The following is an 18159-nucleotide window of genomic DNA, read 5'->3' as shown; positions in this document are numbered from 1 at the left end:
GTCGTTGATACGCAAAAGCCCGATGCATATGCATCGGGCTTTTTATTGGGCGGCGCTTTTACATGTGCAGTCGTTCGCGCTTAGAACACCAGCTTGAACAGGGCGATGACCACAATCAGGCCGATCAGGAAGATGATGCCGATGGTGCTGCCGAGGAACTTGAGCATTGTGTATCTCCATATATTTTCGTCTCAAGGTTGGGACCGCGGCGTGTAACAGTCGTTTCCTAATATTTTGTTCATCAACCAATGACGCAAAAGAATAAAACTTTTCCCGAAGCCGAGCACTCACACCTGTTACCGATCATGCCGGGCGCCACTCAACGCTGTAGAGGATTGGCGCATCAAGAGCGAGACGGATACCGGATTAGCTTTGGAGATAAACCATGAACCACGACCAACAATTGTCGGATGTAAGCACCCTGCGCGCACGTGCGCGCCAGAACGTCGAGAACGGTGCTGTCACTGAAGGCTATAGCGCTGACCGCGAAACGGTACTGCGCCTGCTGAACGAATCGCTGGCTACCGAGCTGGTGTGCGTGCTGCGTTACAAGCGCCACTACTATATGGCGACCGGCCTCAAGGCCAGCGTCGCAGCCTCCGAGTTTCTTGAGCATGCGCAGCAGGAAGCCGAACACGCTGATTTGCTGGCCGAGCGCATTGTGCAACTGGGCGGCGAGCCGGAATTCAACCCTGACCTGCTGTCGAAGAATTCCCACGCCCAGTACGTGGCAGGCACGACGCTGAAGGAAATGGTCTACGAAGACCTGGTGGCTGAACGTATCGCCATCGACAGCTACAGCGAAATCATCAAATACATCGGCGAAGATGACCCGACGACTCGTCGTATCTTCGAAACCATCCTGGCTCAGGAAGAAGAACACGCCGACGACATGGCGGATATTCTCAACGACCTGTGATCGGCGAGTCGTGATGCAAAAAAGCCAGGACTGAGTCCTGGCTTTTTTGTGCCTGCCAATGCGAAGAACTGTAGGACTGGCAGAGATCCTGTTGGAGCGAGGCTTGCCCGCGAAGAACGATGACGCGCTAGATCTGACGTACCGCGTCGACTGCTTCGCGAGCAAGCTCTGCTCCCACAAAAAAGGCACGAGCGCGATATTTCTGACGACTCATTTTTAGTGCCTGTAACGGCCCCTTCCCGGCTAAAGCCGATCCCACGGCGTGAAGACTCTGTTGGAGCGAGGCTTGCCCGCGAAGAACGATGACGCGCTAGATCTGACATACCGAGTCGACTGCTTCGCGAGCAAGCCTGGCTCCCACAAAAAAGGCACGAGCGCGATATTTCTGACGACTCATTTTTAGTGCCCGTAACGGCCCCTTCCCGGCTAAAGCCGATCCCACGGGATTGCTGAGACCCTGTGGGAGCCGAGCTTGCTCGCGATGAACGATGACGCGGTACTGAGCTATGAAACCGCGTCGCCAATATCGCGAGCAAGCTCGGCTCCCACAAAATAGCCGGGAAAGCGGTATTTTACTGCACCGTCTTCGGCGCTTTGCCCGATCTCATCTGCTCCAGCAACGGCGCGCACTGGTTGGGCTCTTCGCCACTGCTCGGCGCCACAAGAGCCAGCAAACCTGCAGCCGGCCCGATTGCGGCACCCAGCAGTACCATCCCCGCTCCACGCAACAGCAACGGCCCGGACTGCACGCCCGCATTCGGTTTTGCGAACGGCCCGCGTACATAAAGAGGAGACCGCAACGAGAACACGCGGAAGCCTTTTGACTCAGGCTTGACGCTCAAATCCAGTTGCTCGGTTTTGAAGTTGGCTGTGCCGTCGATAAAGATAATCGCGTTCTCGGTATCAAACACAAACAGACGAGGCGTCGCCAGACCGTCCTTGATGCCCACGTCAGACGCTGCGCAGTTAATCTTCACGTCCTGATCGCCGAACAACTTGCCCACCACATAATTACCAACGTTGAGCCCGGCGATTTCCATCAGGCTGCGGCTGATCGCGCCGTCGTTGACCAGCATCTTCAAGTCACCATTGGAAGTGCCCAGCAACGCCGCAACCGAGTTGCCCTTGCCGCTGATGTCGGCATCACCCGCCAGTTCACCAAAGCTGGTTTTCATTGGTTCAAAGGTCGGGAACAGCTGCTTGAGCTTGAGGTTGCGCGCAGAAAGCTTCGCCCTGCCCTGCATCGGTTTGCTGCGGCCATCAAGACGAATGTCGGCGTCGAGCTTGCCGCCCGCAACGCCGAATCGCAGCGGTTGCAGGCTCAGTTGCCCGTCGTTCAACACGACGTGGGTATAAAGGTCAGAGAACGGCAGGTCCGGGCTTTGCACGATGCGCTTGCCGGTGAACTCGACATCCGCGTCCATGGCCCGCCAGCGGTCGGTCTGGAACTCTTCCACAGGCAGCACCTTGCCCGTTGGCTGCTTGCTTTCCCCGCCGCGTTTTTTCTGAGCGGCGTTGGAGTCTGCGCCGATCAACGGTGCCAGGTCGGTAAATAGCAGTTGATTGGAAACCAGTGTGCCGGTGAGTTTCGGCCTTGGCTGACTGGCGACAAAACCCAGGTCGCCATGAATGTCGCTGTTGCCGATCTTGCCGTTGAAGCCTTCGTAGCGGAAGTTGGCGCCCGCCGGGTCATGGATTTTGGCGATCAGTCGACCGTCCGTGGAATAAGCAGGCGAATCCGGCAGTGTCACACCCGTCAACGGATAGAGATTGCTCAGGCTGCTGCCTGACAACTTGAGGCGCAGATCCAGCGCGCCCAGGTTTTGCGGATCGGTCACTGTGCCCGCAATAGCCGCGTGGGTGTCACCGACGTGAGCATCGACTTGAACCGGGAATGGCTGAGCAGCATCCTTGAGCGCCAGCAGCCCGCCGAGCTTACCGCTGCCGTTGAGCTTCTGGCCTTTATATTGGCCTTTGAACGTGACACCAAACGCATAATCCTGCGGCCTGACGCCCTTCTCCTCAGCTTTCTTTGCGTCTCCACTGCCGACGATATCGCCGAATGGAATGGGCTTGCCCAGCGGGTCGATCACCAGGTCCACCTGAGTGTTAAGGGTCTGATCGTTGAAGCTCACCAGCCCCTTGTCGAACTTGATGGCGCCGATGTCCAGCACCCAGCTGGAAGGTTCAGCATTCGGGTCAGATTTGGGCAAATCGAACGTCCAGTTGGCGCGGCCATCAGCCAGGCGCTCAAGTTTTGCATCCGGGCCGGTCAGGTCAATGCGCGGGATAACAACGTGCTGCACGATCAATGGCAACGGCGAGAGGCGGAATTCGACGCGCTTGAGGGTGACCATCTGCGGCGTTTTCGACCACTCCGGGTTACCCAGGCTCAAGTCCTCAGCCACGAAACGCGGCCATGGTACCCATGCACGCCAGCCGCCCTCCTCAGGTTCACGCCCCCAGATAACCGCAAGGTTGCCATTGATCGCGAAGGGACGATGCAGCGCTTCACTGACTTTTTCGTTGAGCGTTGGCTTGATTCGGTTCCAGTCAAACGTGGCGATCACAACGACCAATACAGCCAGTACCAACAACAGAATGGCACCGGTCCAGGCAAAAATTTTACGGCTGCGCGTCATTGCATGACTCTCCAGATAACAACAGACCGGCCCAGGCCTGTTGCAGTCGACTTTAAGCTTCGACTTACAAAAAACCTGAGGGTTTGATCGGATGTGCAAATTACAGCATAGGGCTTAAAACCCAAGCTTCTATGTGAGGAAATATGAAGCCACGCCTGCAAGCCACAGCCAGCAAGGGCTGGAGGATCAATCAATATCGATGATTTTCACCATCAGGAATACGAACTTCTCTATCGACAGGCCGGGCGTAATATCGCTGCCATACATCACCCCGCAAGCTCTTGAGAGGAGCGAATATCATGAAACGCGTATGGCTCGCCCTGACCTTTTCCTTTTTGGCCGCTAACGTCTGGGCCGTACCCGCGCCCGAGCGCGAACCCAGTGCTGAAGTGAAGATGGGCATGCAGACCCTGCACGAGACGATTGCGCAGGATGGCCATGCGCAGTTGATCAAGCAGTATCAGCGGGTTTAGAAACTGAAAATCTCCCATCCAGACAATAGATTTGGAATGCTTTTTAAACCTGTAGGAGCGCGCTTGCCCGCGAAACGGTATGTCAGTCGATAAACATGTCAGCTGCACTGACGCTATCGCGGGCAAGCGCGCTCCTACAGATCCTGTGTTTACCGCGCGACAGCAGCGGCTGTAGACGAGATAGCAGCGCCTGCGGGAGACCGATCAACCGCCCCAGGCTAAAACCCCTTCGACGCATCCAAAGCGCATTTGCTAAAGTGCTGCCTGTCATCCCGGATTTGTCTACCGTCATGCTGCCCCGCGCCGAACAGAAACAACAGACCCGCCATGCGCTGCTCAACGCCGCCCACACCCTCATGGAAAGCGGACGCGGCTTCGGCAGCCTGAGCCTTCGGGAAGTGGCGCGCACCGCGGGCATCGTGCCGACGGGGTTCTATCGCCACTTCGACGATATGGATCAGTTGGGTCTCGCTTTGGTCAGCGAGGTCGGTCAGACATTTCGCGAGACCCTGCGTCTGGTGCGCCACAACGAATTTGTCATGGGCGGCCTGATCGAAGCGTCGGTTCGTATCTTTCTCGAAGTGGTATCAGCCAAGCGTGCGCAATTCCTGTTTCTGGCCCGAGAGCAATACGGTGGCTCCCGGCAGGTGCGGCAAGCGCTCTGCGCACTTCGTGATGGCATCAGTGCCGACCTCGCGACAGACTTGGGCACCATGCCTAAATGGCAGCATCTGGATGCAGCATCACTTTCGATCCTTGCAGACCTGGTGGTGAAAAGCGTATTCGCCATGCTCCCTGAACTGATCGACCCGCCAAGCGATGCGCTGCCCTCACACCTGAAGCCTCAGGCCAAGATCACTCACCAACTGCGTTTCATCTTCAGTGGTGCCAAACATTGGCGCGGACTGCCCAGCGCGGAATAGCCAGTCGACTCAAATTGGTGCACTCCAAACGAATAGCACTGTTTGGGTGCGAAATATCTCGACCGGCGTTTCATTCCCACCTTTTCCGTCGGCTTTTTCCTACAACCTGCACTGTTGGCAAGCCCCTTGCTCTGTCTTGAAGCATCGCAATTAGCTGGATGCCTTCCGATGCTGGTGATTCACAAAAGAATCGACTCTCAAACCGAATGGGCCGCCGAGCTGCATTTGAATTTCGAGGCGCGCAGCAAAAGCCGCCTGCGTTGCTACAGTGCCGACGGTGAAGACGTTGGCCTCTTTCTGGAGCGCGGTCAGCAACCGCTGCACGATGGTGAGTTTCTAAAGGCCGAAGACGGCCGTATCGTCCGTGTCTGCGCCCGTCCCGAACAATTGATGCACGTCACCTGCAGCAGCACCTTCGAACTGACCCGCGCCGCTTACCATCTGGGCAACCGTCACGTTGCGCTGCAAGTAGGGGACGGCTGGCTGCGCCTGCTCGACGACTATGTGCTCAAGGCGATGCTCGATCAGTTGGGCGCAACGACGGAATCGATTGAAGCGCCCTTCTCCCCGGAAACCGGTGCCTATGGTGGCGGCCACCACCACTCACGGGCAGGCGAGGAAGATTTCAACTACCCGCCGAAACTGCACCAGTTTGGCGTGCGTATATGAACAGCGCCTGGGCGCTGCTGCGCCTGGCCAGTCCGCAATTACCGATTGGCGGCTACAGCTACTCCCAAGGCCTGGAAATGGCGGTGGAAAACCAACGGGTGGTTGATCCAGCCAGCGCGTCACGCTGGATCGGCGACCAGTTGCTGCTCAACCTCGCCCGCTTCGAGGCTCCGCTGCTGCTCGCTCATTGTGTTGCAGCGGCAGAAGAAAACTGGTGCCAGTTGCTGCAGTTGAGCGACGAACATCGCGCCAGTCGGGAAACCCGCGAGCTGAATCTGGAAAGTCGGCAAATGGGCTATTCCCTGAAACAGCTACTCATCGGGCTGCCAGAGCTTGATCGCCCTGCGCGGGAGTTTCTGGCGCAAACCGAGGAGCCACATCTCGCACTGGGTTGGGCCTTGGCTGCTCGTGCCTGGCAGATCAGCCCGCAGGACGCTCTGGCTGCCTGGTTGTGGAGCTGGCTGGAAAACCAGCTCGCAGTCCTGATGAAAACCCTGCCGCTGGGTCAACAGGCTGCGCAGCGCCTGACCAGCGAGTTGCTGCCGTTGCTGCAGCAAGCCCAACAGCATGCGACAGACCTTGATCCACAACATATTGGCAGTGCCGCTTTCGGTCTGTCATTGGCGAGCATGGCCCATGAGCGTCAATACAGCCGGCTGTTTCGGTCCTGATCTTCTACCTGGCAAATGACTAACAGAGCTCAAGAACCAGAGCTCAACGGAGAACTCAATGAACAGCCAACCTCTGCGTGTCGGCATCGGTGGTCCGGTCGGATCAGGCAAGACAGCCCTGACGCTGGCGCTGTGTCTGGCCCTGCGTGAGCGTTACAACCTCGCAGTAGTCACCAACGATATTTATACCCGCGAAGACGCTGACTTCCTGGTGCGCAACGAAGCCTTGGCACCGGAACGCATTATTGGTGTTGAAACCGGCGGCTGCCCGCACACGGCCATCCGCGAAGACGCATCGATCAATCTGGAAGCAGTCGACCAGTTGAACCGTCGCTTTGAAGGCCTTGACCTGATCATCGTCGAGTCAGGCGGTGACAACCTGTCCGCCACCTTCAGCCCGGAACTCTCGGACCTGACCATCTACGTGATCGACGTTTCAGCGGGCGACAAGCTGCCACGCAAAGGCGGCCCTGGCATCTGCAAATCCGACCTGCTGGTGATCAACAAAATCGATCTGGCACCGCTGGTAGGCGCGTCCCTGGAAATGATGGACCGCGACACGAAGAAGATGCGCGGCGAAAAGCCGTTCGTGTTCAGCAACCAGAAAACCGGCCAGGGTCTGGAACAGATCATCGCCTTCATCGAACGCCAGGGTCTGCTGACCAACGCGGCCTGATTTTCACTCCCTCAAGGAAGCTTTGCATGAACTACAAACAAGCCCTCGGCACCCTTGCTCTGCTGCTGGTTCCAGCGCTGGCCTTTGCTCACCCTGGACATGGCGACAACGGCCTCGTCGCCGGTATCAGCCACCCGATTGGTGGCCTGGATCACTTGCTGGCCATGTTGGCCGTCGGCCTGTGGGCCGCTCAACAAAAAGGCGCTGCGCGCTGGGCCCTGCCTTGCACCTTCGTCGGCACCATGCTGATCGGTGGCTTGCTGGGCTTCGAAGGCCTGAACCTGCCTGCGCTGGAAAGCGGTATCGCGGCTTCGGTGCTGGCGCTGGGTCTGGCCGTTGCACTGGCGATTCGTCCACCGCTGTTCATGGCCGTAGGCGCCACAGCGCTGTTCGCTTTGTTCCACGGTGTTGCCCACGGCCTTGAGCTGCCAGACATGTCCAGCCCGGCGGCCTACGCCATCGGCTTCGTAGTCGCCACTGCTGCCCTGCACGCTGCTGGTTATGCCGTTGTGCGCTACCTGCCTACAGCGGCTGCGCCATTGGTGCGGATTGCCGGTGCTGCCTCGGCGGCTGCGGGTGTGTGGTTGCTGGCTGCTTGATTCGCTGCGTCAAACCCTCTCGCCAACAAGTTGCCTCCTACCTTGAAAGCGCCAGGCTGAGCCACCGCGCCAAAAGGTAGGAGCGAACTTGTTCGCGAGACGGCAAACCCGATTCAACGCGGCAAACACTCTCGCCAACAAGTTGCCTCCTACCTTGAAAGCGCCAGGCTGAGCCACCGCGCCAAAAGGTAGGAGCGAACTTGTTCGCGAGACAGCAAACCCGATTCAACGCGGCAAACCCTCTCGCCAACAAGTTGCCTCCTACCTTGAAAGCGCCAGGCTGAGCACCGCGCCAAAAGGTAGGAGCGAACTTGTTCGCGAGACAGCAAACCCGATTCAACGCGGCAAACACTCTCGCCAACAAGTTGCCTCCTACCTTGAAAGCGCCAGGCTGAGCCACCGCGCCAAAAGGTAGGAGCGAACTTGTTCGCGAGACGGCAAACATGATTCACCGCGTCAATCCCTCTCCCTGCAAGCGCGCTCCTACAGTCTGGTACTAGCTGCTACCATGTCGCGCAATTCGCCCCTGCCGTGACGCCTGCCGATGCCAGATGTTTCCTGCTCCGCCCTTCAGCCTGACCTGAACGCCGTTTTCGCCAGCGTTCAGGCGCACTTCCTGCAAACCATCGTGCCGGTCTGGCTTGGTCCTGGCTGGAATGCACAGCTGGCGCTGCCGTATGAAGCGGTCGATGCGGAACACCAACCACTGCCACCGCAGCGTTATCGGGCCATGGCCTGTGCGCGACAGTTGTTTCTGTTTTCCAGCCTGATCGATGATCCAGCGGTGCCCGAAGCTGCCACCCGTGCAGCCGCGCTGTTTCGCTCACTGCAACGGCACTTCCATGACGCCGAGCACGGTGGCTGGTTCTACAGCATCGACCCGCAGGGCGCGCCACTGGACCGTCGCAAGGATCTCTACACCCACGCCTTTATCATCTTCGCTTGCGCACACTATTGGGCCAGGGTTCGCGAGCCCTTGGTCGAGTCAGTGCTCAATGCAGCGCTGGATGTCGTGGCAGAGCAGTTTGCCGATGATGACGGGCTGTATGAAGCGGTGCTTGATGAGGACTGGGCAACGCTGGGCAGCGGGCCGTTGCAGAATCCGTTGATGCATTTGGCCGAAGCGCTTCTGGCCACAGTTGAGGTGCGCGCCGACGAGGCAACACTGGCGACGCTGAACGAATTGGCAGCCGCCATGCAACGGCGCTTCGTGGACAGCGAACACGGGGTAATGCTGGAGAAACCGCTGGCCGCTGTGGATAACTGGTACGAGCCCGGCCATCAGTTTGAATGGTACTTCCTGCTGGAGTCGTCGCCGCACTTGCGCGGTAGCGCGCTGCATCAGTCACTGAGCACGGCGTTTATCCATGCCGAAGCCCAAGGGGTGGATGCGAAAACAGGCGCCGTAGCGGCCGCGCTGACCAGCGATGGACATATTCAGGATGGCACCCAGCGCATCTGGGCACAGGCCGAGTATTTGCGGGCGCTGACTTTACGGCCCGGCAGCGAAGCGGCGCTGGGTAAACAGTTATTGGCACTGCAGAAGCGATTCCTGCATGCCAGCGGCTGGAACGAGTGCCTGGACGCCAATGGTCAGGTCAGCCGCAGCGACATGCCATCGACCACGCCCTATCACCTGGCGACGTGTTACATCGGGTTGGCCAGATATTTCCGGGGTTGACTCGCACTGTCGCGCTGTAAAGACGTTAGTTCTGTTGGAGCGAGGCTTGCCCGCGAATAACGATAACGCGTGGGTCTGATCCGCCGAGTCGGCTGATTCGCGGGCAAGCCTCGCTCCAACAGAAACACTCAATCCAGCCAAGCGGTTATGCGTTGGCTGTTCTCAACCGCGATTACGATCAACCGCGAAGCCTGCCCAGGTCTGGCTGACCGGCATCAATTCAAGGCTGTTGATATTCACGTGCGCCGGGGTGTTCATGATCCAGAAGATGGTCTCTGCGATGTCCTGCGGCTGGATCGCTTCTGCGCCTGCGTACGTCGCGTCGTACTTGCTCTGATCACCACCGAAGCGCACCAGCGAGAATTCGCTTTCACACAGGCCTGGCTCAAGGTTGGTAACCCGCACGCCAGTGCCGATCAAATCGTTGCGCAGGTTGAGCGAGAACTGGCCAACGAAGGCCTTGGTCCCGCCGTAAACGTTGCCGCCCGGGTAAGGATAGTTACCCGCCACCGAACCCACGTTTACGATGCTTGCACCGCGACCATGAGCAATCAGGCGCGAGAGCAACAGGCGGGTGCTGTAGACCAGACCCTTGATGTTGGTGTCGATCATGGTGTCCCAGTCATCCAGGCTGCACTTGGGCGCAGGATCGATGCCCAGAGCCAGACCGGCGTTGTTGATCAAACCCTGGATGGTTGCGAACTCGGCTGGCAGGCTTTCAATGGCAGCTTCCATGGCAGCGCGGTCGCGCACGTCCAGCACCAGCGTATGCACTTTGGTCTGCGTGGACAGTTCAGCGCTGAGGGCATTGAGACGCTCTTCACGGCGGCCGGTCAGCACCAGCGACCAGCCGGCTTGTGCGAAGCGACGGGCACAGGCTTCGCCAAACCCGGAAGTAGCGCCAGTAATGAACACAGTGGAAGTCATTTCATTCTCCTGATGTGCCGCACCTGAGTGCAGACCGGTTAATAACGATAAATAAACAAGCCCAGCAGAATGCCCGCCCAGAGAGGTCGGGAGCAAGTCTGTGGATAAAACAATGCACTTTTTGTACAAAAAACAACCAGATACCGCAGAGCCAGGCGTAGTCGGGGTCAAACGGGGTTTTACCCACGTTATCCACAGCCAGGCCCACAATATCCGTGGGCAACTCTTTTCATCACAGCCCCCGGATTGCGGGGCCTGAGGGAGAGCCAAAGCGGTTTTTCCCTTGACGTCATTCTCTCCTCGTGTAATGGCAATGAAACATCCGCCGCGCCGAAATCCCCTTGTCATTGCTTCAGGCCATATCCGCTGCCGGTTTGCGAACTATTTCCAATGCTTGCCCACAGACTTATCCACAGGCAAAGCAAATGAAATACCTGTATGAAAAACCAGCCCTCAAAGCGTTGACAAATGCACGCCGAGCAAGCTCGAAAAGCGCTGATCAAATTTTAACCATCACTCTACAAGCCTTATAAAACAAGGGCTTCAGCTAAATGCTCCCACGTTATTCACAGGCAGTTCCACAGTAAACCTGAACAAGTCAAAAGCGTGACAAAACAAGCATTTGCAGCGGCTTTATGTCGCGGTTTGGCGGCTCTTCAAAATTGTTTTCCACAATTCGGCAAGCGATGTTTGAGGGCGGTCATCAGATCAACAGCAAGCCGTCGGACTTCACCTCATTCAGTACGAAAAAAGTCCGGACCTGACGTACGCCGGGCAGCGCAATAATCCGGGTGTTATGCAAGTGATTGAACGCTGGTAAATCCCGAACCCTGATTTTCATGAAGTAATCCACATCCCCTGCAACCAGCCAGCATTCCAGCAGTTGTGGCAGTTCACGGGCAGCCGCTTCGAAGGTGGCGAAGCTCTCGGGTGTCGAGCGGTCAAGCACTACACCGATGAGCACGACGGTGCCTTGCTGCACTGCATTGGGGTCGATCTGGGCGCGCACGCTTTTAATGATGCCGTTTGCGTATAGCCGTCGCGTGTGGTTCCAGCATGCGGTGGTACTCAGCCCGACCTTTCTGGCGAGGTCTGCGTTGCTGATACGGCCATCGATCTGCAGCGCCCGCAGGATCTTGCGCTCCTGCACCGTCACTTCAGGCGTTTGAGGCGGCTCTTTCATCGTCCGTGACCTCCTTGAATGAATGGGCAGACCGGCAGTCATGCGCAAATCGTGCCGGTATATGAACAACGACCCGCGAAAAATGCCTGAGCGTGAACATTCATCCGCACAGCCATTGCGAAGCGGACGACCTTCCGATTCAAGGGCGTTAATACGTAGGAAACCCCGCTGGACTTTCAGTAGTTTAGAACTCAGAAAACGTGCACCTTCAAGCCGCCAGGAGCGCCGTCATGCTTGGGATATCGGAATCTGCTGTCTGGGTCAAAACCCCCTCCCCGGAAGTCGGCGTAGTGATCGTTACGCGTGCCGGATTGCCGGGCTACATCAGCGAGCGTTTGCGCAGTGCGATAGATGATTGGGACCAGGTCGGTTATCTGCATGTCAGAGAGCCCAACGAGTTTCTAGAAGACTGGCTACGGGCAGAATCGAGTCAAGCCGCTCTCAATCTGGACACACGCTGCCATGCCAGCCAACTGCTGCGCTCGGTGTCCAAAGGCTGTTATTTGCTGGATATCGAAGAAAGCCCTTCGCCGCAACTCACCTGGCTAGGCTCGGTATGCGGCCACAAATTGCATGTGGTCAGGCTTGGGGAATCAGATTTTTCAGCAGAAGCCATGGATCAGCAGGTTGAGGAGATTCTGGCAAAGGTCAGCACATTGGCGAAGAGCATTCTGGAAGAGCGGTTTATTGGGGTTTGATGGGGAGATTATTCAAACGCCGTCACCCTGTAGGAGCTGCCGAAGGCTGCGATTGGGGCATGTCATACACCGCGGTTCGCAGCCTTCGGCAGCTCCTACAGGCCAGTTCAATCAACCATTACGGAAGATGAAGCTGTAAGCACTCAACGCAGGCACGCCGCCCAGGTGGGCGTAGAGCACTTTCGAGCCTTCCGGGAATTCGCCGTTGCGGACCATCTCGATCATGCCGTGCATCGACTTGCCTTCGTACACGGGGTCGGTCAGGACGCCTTCGGTACGCGCGCATAGACGAATAGCCTCCAGCGTCCCTTCGTTCGGCAGACCGTATTCCGGATAGGCAAAACGCGTATCGAGGATCACGTCGTCCTCGGTGATGTCCTGCCCAAGCTCCACGAGCTTCGCGGTGTTTTGGGCGATGCGCAGCACCTGCGCTTTAGTCTTTTCCGGCTTGGCCGACGCATCAATGCCGATCACCCGACGCGCACGGCCATCCGCTGCAAAGCCCACCAGCATGCCTGCGTGGGTGCTGCCAGTGACGGAACAAACCACGATGTAATCAAACTTGAAGCCCAGCTCTTTTTCCTGCTCGCGAACTTCTTCAGCAAAGCCGACAAAACCCAGGCCGCCGTAAGGGTGCTCAGAGCAGCCAGCAGGGATCGGGAAAGGCTTGCCGCCGCTTTCCTCAACGTCCGACATGGCTTTCTCCCAGCTCGGACGGATACCGATGTCGAAGCCGGCCGCATCCAGACGCACATCAGCGCCCATGATTCGCGACATCTCGATATTGCCGACCCGGTCATACACCGCATCGGAATAGTTGACCCAGTTCTCCTGCACCAGCACGCACTTCATGCCCAGATGCGCAGCTACGGCAGCTACCTGACGGGTTTGGTTGGATTGAATACCACCAATGGAAACCAGCGTGTCGCAGCCCTGCTCCAGCGCTTCGGGAATCAGGTATTCCAGCTTGCGGGTCTTGTTACCGCCGAAGGCCAGACCGCTGTTGCAGTCTTCACGCTTGGCGTACAGATCGACCTTGCCACCCAGATGCGCACTGAGTCGTTTGAGAGGCGTGATGGGCGAAGGACCAAACGTCAGAGGGTAGCGCTTGAATTTGCTCAGATTCATAACAGGGCTCCTTGATATTGAGAGTATGCAGGCACGCTCTGCAGTGCTTGCGATGGATTCAATATTAAGGAAACGAGCCAAAAAACGGGTTGCAAACTTAAGGCTATTTTTGGCGCTTTATTAATCATTTAGGGATTTAGCCTAATAAAGTTGTTAGGATTATTTTAATCACGCAATGAAAGACCGCCACTGAAATGACCACCAGCACAGACGCCAGCAGTACCGACCGAATTGACCGGGCCATCCTCAAAGCCCTGCAAAGAGACGCTTCAATCTCTAACGTCGCGCTGGCGGAAAAGGTCAAGCTCAGCGCTCCGGCGTGCTTGCGACGGGTTGAGCGGCTGAAGCAGGCAGGGCTGATCAAGAAGATTGTGGCGGTACTGGATTACGAAGCGCTGGATGCGGGGATGGTAGTGATTATCGGCGTGGTGCTGGATCGATCGACCCCGGAATCATTCTCGGCCTTCGAGACCGCGGCGCAGAAAATCTCCGGCTGCATGGAGCTGCATGTGGTGACGGGGGAATTCGACTACCTGATGATGCTGCGTACCCGGGACAGTCAGAGCTTCAACCGACTGCACGCCGAGCAGTTGCTGTACCTGCCGGGCGTGCGCCAGATCCGTTCGTTCATGGGTCTGCGTTCGGTGTTGTCGACGACGATGATTCCGTTGTGAGTTAAAGCCGTACGATGGGATTAAAATGCGATCTCTCTGGCTTATCGCACCGCCTTCAAAGGTAGGAGGCAACTTGTTGGCGAGAGGACCTGACGCGGTTCTTCAGGCACGCCGCCTCGCGAACAAGTTCGCTCCTACCCAGACATGCCGCATCGCGAACAAGTTCGCTCCTACCTTTGGCGCGGTGGCTCAGCCTGGCGCTTTTGAGGTAGGAGGCAACTTGTTGGCGAGAAAGGCTGACGCGGTTCTCCAGACATGCCGCATCGCGAACAAGTTCGCTCCTACCTTTTGGCGCGGTGGCTCAGCCTGGCGCTTTCGAGGTAGGAGGCAACTTGTTGGCGAGAGAGGCTGACGCGGTTCTTCAGGCATGCCGTCTCGCGAACAAGTTCGCTCCTACCCAGACATTGCGTTGTCGCAGACGTCAAGCCAGCTTATCAATGCCCCCCCAGATAAGCGTTACGCACCTCTTCGTTAACCAGCAACTCCTGCCCCGTACCGCTCAGGCGGATCTCGCCGTTGACCATTACATAAGCCCGGTCCGACAGTTTCAGCGCATGGTTGGCGTTTTGTTCGACCAGAAAGATGGTCATGCCGGTAGCTGCCAGTTCGCGCAGGGTGGCAAAGATCTGTTTGACGATGATCGGTGCCAGGCCGAGGCTTGGCTCATCAAGCAGCAGCAACTTGGGACGACTCATCAACGCACGAGCAATGGCGAGCATTTGCTGCTCACCACCGGACATGGTCATGGCGCGCTGATTACGACGCTCCTTGAGGCGCGGAAACAGTTCGAACATGCGCTGCATGTCTTCAGCCGAATGTTTGTCGCCAATCGGGATAGTGCCCATCATCAGGTTCTCCTCGACTGACATGTCGGGGAACACCCGACGCCCTTCCGGCGACTGCGCAATGCCGTTGGACGCGATGTAGTGCGACGACTTCTGGGTGATGTCGGTGCCCTGGTAAATAATCTGCCCACTGGCCGCCCGCGGCTGGCCGAAGATCGACATCAGCAGCGTGGATTTACCCGCGCCGTTGGAACCGATCAGGCTGACGGTTTCGCCTTCATTGATGTGCAACGAGACTTTCTTCAAGGCCTGAATCGGCCCGTAAAAAACATCGATCTCTTTCATTTCGAGGATCGGCGTACTCATACCAGTTCCTCTTCATCAGCGCCCAGATACGCCGCAATCACTTTCGGATCGTTGCGAATCTGTTCAGGCCCGCCAGTGGCAATGACGTTGCCATGGTCGAGCACCACAATATCGTCGGAAATCCCCATGACCATGCCCATGTCGTGCTCGATCAGCACAATGGTCATGTCATGTTCATCACGCAGCAGGCGGATCATGCCGCTCAGCGCTTCGGTTTCCTGCGGGTTGAGGCCCGCAGCCGGTTCATCCAGGCAAATCACTTGCGGGCGGGTGCACATGGCTCGAGCGATTTCCAGACGGCGTTGCTGGCCATAGGAAAGCTCGCCCGCCAGACGGTTAGCACAATCCACCAGGTCCACCACTTCCAGCCAGTAGAACGCCGTATTGATGGCGACCTCTTCTGCCTCGCGATAACCCTTGGTATTGAGAATGCCCGCCAACAGGCTGCGGTTGACCCACATGTGTTGGGCCACCAACAGGTTCTCCAGTACGGACATTTCCTTGAACAGACGAATGTTCTGGAAGGTCCGCGCCAGCCCTGCCCGGTTTACCAGATGCGTGCCGCCGAACATCTTGTAGTAGACGCGACTGAGGAAGCTTTTCGGCGAGACAAAGTCTGTGCCCTTGAACGGCTCACCCAGCAGCTTGATCACGTTGGTGGTCGTGCCGCGAGTGTGTAATTCAATGCGCCCGCCTGTGGCTTTATAGAAACCGGTCAGGCAGTTAAATACCGTGGTTTTGCCCGCGCCGTTGGGGCCAATCAGGGCAAAAATGGAATTGCGTCGCACTTGAATGCTGACGTCGCTGAGCGCCTTGATGCCGCCAAAGTGCATCATCAAATGTTCAACAGACAGAATGATTTCGTTGCTCATGGCGCAACCCCCTTACGTGGAGTGACCCCGGTACGTGAGACACGGATCAGGCCGCGTGGCCGCCAGATCATCATCAAAACCATGAGTATCCCGAACAGAAGCACGCGGTATTCCGCGAAGCTACGCAATAGCTCAGGAGCAACCGTCAACACAAACGCGGCAATGACCACGCCCATGGTCGACCCCATACCGCCCAGTACCACGATGGCAAGGATCAAGGCTGACTCGAAGAAGGTGAACGAGGTCGGGTTGATGAAGCCTTGATAGCTGGCGAAAAACACCCCGGCCAGACCGGCAGTCGATGCGCCGATGGTGAACGCCGAAAGCTTGACCAGAACGTGGTTCAGCCCCATCGAGCGGCAGGCAATCTCGTCTTCACGCAGCGCTTCCCAGGCACGGCCAATCGGCATGCGGGTCAGACGATGTTTGATGTACAGCACCGCCAGGACGACCAGAAACAGCACTGCGTAGATGAAGATGAATTTGAGGTCGGGGTTGTAATCGAACCCGAAGTACTCATGGATGGGCACCCCGCCGTCTTTGGCACGACGTCCGAACTCCAGACCGAAGAAAGTCGGCGAAGGAACCGCTACGCCATTTGGCCCACCGGTGAACGACAGCCAGTTGTTCAACACCAGCCGGATGATCTCACCAAAGCCCAGCGTGACGATGGCCAGATAATCGCCGTGCATACGCAACACCGGAAAACCCAGTATGCAACCGGCCAACGCCGCAGCAATTGCCGCCAGTGGCAATGCCGACCAGAAGCCCAGACCGAGGTATTGATACCCCAGCGCCAGACCATAGGCACCAATGGCGTAGAACGCCACATACCCCAGGTCCAGAAGACCGGCCAGACCGACCACGATATTCAGCCCCAGGCCCAGCAGGACGTAAATCAGGCCAAGGATGACGACTGTCAGCACGTACTTGTCGGCAAACACCGGGAACACCATCGCGATGACGATCATCGCCGGGATGATGAAGCGCAGACGCGATTTGTAATCCGGCGGCAGCACATGAACACCTGAACCCGAGCTCTCGAAGCTTTGAGCGATGCTCAAGCCCTTGGGCGTCTGCATGAACAGGCTCAACAACAGACGACCGACCATGACAACACTGACCAGAACGGCGACGCGAGTAGGCTCAAGGTTGAAGCTGTAACCGTCGAGCACCACACCAACAATCGGACCAAAGACAATCAGCGCCAATAGACCCGCAATCACGGCATCGATCAGGCTTTGTTTGAAACTGACGGGTTTAGTAGGAGCAGACATATTTATACCTTCGCCACGAGTGGGCGACCCAGCAGGCCTTGAGGACGGAAAATCAGAATCAGTACCAACAGGCCGAAGCTGAACACGTCTTTGTAATCAGAGTTGATCAAACCGGAGAACTGCGACTCCGCAACCCCCAGGATCAACCCACCGAGCATCGCGCCCGGCAATGAGCCGATGCCGCCCAGCACCGCAGCCGTGAACGCCTTGATGCCAATGATGAAGCCGGCATAAAAATCGAAGGTGCCGTAATTCATGGTGATCAGCACACCGGCCAATGCGGCCATGGCTGCACCGATGATGAACACGTAAGAAATCACCCGATCGGTATTGATGCCCAGAATCGATGCCATCTTGCGATCCTGTTGGGTCGCGCGGCACATCCGGCCCAGCTTGGTGTACTTGATGATGTAGGTCAGTACGCCCATGCCAACGAACGCAGCAATCAGGATAAATACCTTGGTGAAGGTGATTTGCACGAAGCCGCTGCCGACTTCAAAGCGCCAGGCGCCTTCGAGCAGCGTCGGTACGCCTTGCTGACGCGCACCCTGGCTGATTTGTGCGTAGTTTTGCAGGATCAGCGAGATACCAATGGCGCTGATCAGGGGGGCAAGGCGTGTCGAGTTACGCAGTGGTTTGTAAGCCACGCGCTCGATCACAAAGCCGTAAACGCCGGTCACCACAATGGTAAAGATCAGCGTGCCGAGAATAAGGAAAGGGAAAGACTCCAGACCGAAAAATGAGAGGACGGCCAGACCGATGGCGGCCAGGTACGCAGAGATCATGTACACGTCGCCGTGGGCGAAGTTGATCATGCCGATGATGCCGTAGACCATCGTGTAACCGATGGCGATCAAACCGTAGACCGACCCGAGGGTCAGACCGTTGATCATTTGCTGCAGGAAAATACCGTCCATCACGCACGCTCACGAACTTGAAAGGCTAACGATGCAGTTCGAAGTTTCCTTGTGAGAAACAGCGGACCGTCATTCAGTA

19 protein-coding genes are annotated in these 18159 nt (G+C 57.3%); 10 read left to right on the top strand and 9 right to left on the bottom strand.

What is annotated here, in order from left to right; all coding sequences use genetic code 11:
- Positions 1–80: 80 nt before the first annotated feature.
- Positions 81–167, bottom strand: coding sequence for a hypothetical protein (locus AO242_RS30365; protein ID WP_441343355.1), 87 nt, complete (start codon positions 165–167; stop codon positions 81–83).
- A gap of 218 nt (positions 168–385) precedes the next feature.
- Between AO242_RS30365 and AO242_RS04215 the strand changes: the two genes are divergently transcribed.
- Complete coding sequence (locus AO242_RS04215) at positions 386–919, top strand: ferritin-like domain-containing protein (protein ID WP_099267804.1); 534 nt, start codon at positions 386–388, stop codon at positions 917–919.
- 572 nt (positions 920–1491) lie between these two features.
- Here AO242_RS04215 and AO242_RS04210 read toward each other — a convergent pair.
- Positions 1492–3561, bottom strand: coding sequence for an AsmA family protein (locus AO242_RS04210; RefSeq protein WP_099267803.1), 2070 nt, complete (start codon positions 3559–3561; stop codon positions 1492–1494).
- Positions 3562–3860: 299 nt separating this feature from the next.
- Between AO242_RS04210 and AO242_RS29365 the strand changes: the two genes are divergently transcribed.
- The 7 genes from AO242_RS29365 (at position 3861) to AO242_RS04180 (ending at position 9253) form a co-directional block, all read left to right on the top strand.
- A complete protein-coding gene (locus AO242_RS29365) occupies positions 3861–4034 on the top strand; it encodes a hypothetical protein (RefSeq protein ID WP_161628615.1) in 174 nt (57 codons plus the stop codon).
- A 290-nt stretch (positions 4035–4324) separates the two neighbouring features.
- Positions 4325–4957: a TetR family transcriptional regulator gene (locus AO242_RS04205; RefSeq protein ID WP_099267802.1), complete on the top strand. Its 633-nt coding sequence runs from the start codon at positions 4325–4327 to the stop codon at positions 4955–4957.
- A 168-nt stretch (positions 4958–5125) separates the two neighbouring features.
- On the top strand, positions 5126–5626 hold the full coding sequence (gene ureE, locus AO242_RS04200; RefSeq protein ID WP_099267801.1) for an urease accessory protein UreE: 501 nt from the start codon (positions 5126–5128) through the stop codon (positions 5624–5626).
- Positions 5623–6297 (top strand): urease accessory protein UreF, encoded by a 675-nt coding sequence (locus AO242_RS04195; RefSeq protein ID WP_099267800.1) that lies wholly within the window; start codon positions 5623–5625, stop codon positions 6295–6297. The genes ureE and AO242_RS04195 overlap by 4 nt, the downstream gene beginning before the upstream one ends.
- Before the next feature lie 58 nt (positions 6298–6355).
- Entirely contained in the window at positions 6356–6973 is a 618-nt protein-coding gene (gene ureG / locus AO242_RS04190) for an urease accessory protein UreG (RefSeq protein ID WP_027902252.1), read from the top strand.
- Between the two features lie 26 nt (positions 6974–6999).
- Positions 7000–7572 (top strand): HupE/UreJ family protein, encoded by a 573-nt coding sequence (locus AO242_RS04185; RefSeq protein WP_027902253.1) that lies wholly within the window; start codon positions 7000–7002, stop codon positions 7570–7572.
- A gap of 544 nt (positions 7573–8116) precedes the next feature.
- Complete coding sequence (locus AO242_RS04180; protein WP_099267799.1) at positions 8117–9253, top strand: AGE family epimerase/isomerase; 1137 nt, start codon at positions 8117–8119, stop codon at positions 9251–9253.
- A gap of 162 nt (positions 9254–9415) precedes the next feature.
- On the opposite strand, the gene AO242_RS04175 is transcribed toward AO242_RS04180, so the two are convergent.
- Positions 9416–10180 (bottom strand): SDR family oxidoreductase, encoded by a 765-nt coding sequence (locus AO242_RS04175; protein ID WP_027899731.1) that lies wholly within the window; start codon positions 10178–10180, stop codon positions 9416–9418.
- Positions 10181–10883: 703 nt separating this feature from the next.
- Positions 10884–11363, bottom strand: coding sequence for an Lrp/AsnC family transcriptional regulator (locus tag AO242_RS04170; RefSeq protein WP_099267798.1), 480 nt, complete (start codon positions 11361–11363; stop codon positions 10884–10886).
- Between the two features lie 230 nt (positions 11364–11593).
- On the opposite strand from AO242_RS04170, the gene AO242_RS04165 reads away from it, so the two are divergent.
- Complete coding sequence (locus AO242_RS04165; protein WP_099267797.1) at positions 11594–12061, top strand: transketolase; 468 nt, start codon at positions 11594–11596, stop codon at positions 12059–12061.
- A gap of 111 nt (positions 12062–12172) precedes the next feature.
- On the opposite strand, the gene AO242_RS04160 is transcribed toward AO242_RS04165, so the two are convergent.
- Positions 12173–13189, bottom strand: coding sequence for a 1-aminocyclopropane-1-carboxylate deaminase (locus tag AO242_RS04160; RefSeq protein WP_027899734.1), 1017 nt, complete (start codon positions 13187–13189; stop codon positions 12173–12175).
- Positions 13190–13383: 194 nt separating this feature from the next.
- Here AO242_RS04160 and AO242_RS04155 point away from each other — a divergent pair, with 194 nt between their 5' ends.
- Positions 13384–13863, top strand: a complete 480-nt coding sequence (locus AO242_RS04155) for an Lrp/AsnC family transcriptional regulator (protein ID WP_099267796.1) — start codon at positions 13384–13386, stop codon at positions 13861–13863.
- A gap of 434 nt (positions 13864–14297) precedes the next feature.
- Here AO242_RS04155 and AO242_RS04145 read toward each other — a convergent pair whose 3' ends face one another.
- Genes AO242_RS04145 through AO242_RS04130 form a run of 4 tightly spaced genes read right to left on the bottom strand, consistent with a single transcriptional unit; the run spans position 14298 to position 18080 of the window.
- On the bottom strand, positions 14298–15014 hold the full coding sequence (locus AO242_RS04145; RefSeq protein ID WP_099267794.1) for an ABC transporter ATP-binding protein: 717 nt from the start codon (positions 15012–15014) through the stop codon (positions 14298–14300).
- Positions 15011–15886 carry an ABC transporter ATP-binding protein gene (locus tag AO242_RS04140; RefSeq protein WP_027899737.1) on the bottom strand — a complete coding sequence of 292 codons (876 nt, stop codon included), beginning with the start codon at positions 15884–15886 and terminating at the stop codon, positions 15011–15013. The genes AO242_RS04145 and AO242_RS04140 overlap by 4 nt, the downstream gene beginning before the upstream one ends.
- Positions 15883–17163, bottom strand: coding sequence for a high-affinity branched-chain amino acid ABC transporter permease LivM (gene livM, locus AO242_RS04135; protein WP_099267793.1), 1281 nt, complete (start codon positions 17161–17163; stop codon positions 15883–15885). Before livM ends, AO242_RS04140 begins: the two co-directional genes overlap by 4 nt.
- Before the next feature lie 2 nt (positions 17164–17165).
- Complete coding sequence (locus tag AO242_RS04130; RefSeq protein ID WP_099267792.1) at positions 17166–18080, bottom strand: ABC transporter permease subunit; 915 nt, start codon at positions 18078–18080, stop codon at positions 17166–17168.
- Positions 18081–18159 lie beyond the last annotated feature (79 nt).

This window comes from Pseudomonas sp. ICMP 561 (genome assembly GCF_002699985.1).
Taxonomy (GTDB): Bacteria; Pseudomonadota; Gammaproteobacteria; order Pseudomonadales; family Pseudomonadaceae; genus Aquipseudomonas; species Aquipseudomonas quasicaspiana.
This window is presented reverse-complemented; position numbering and strand designations above follow the sequence as displayed.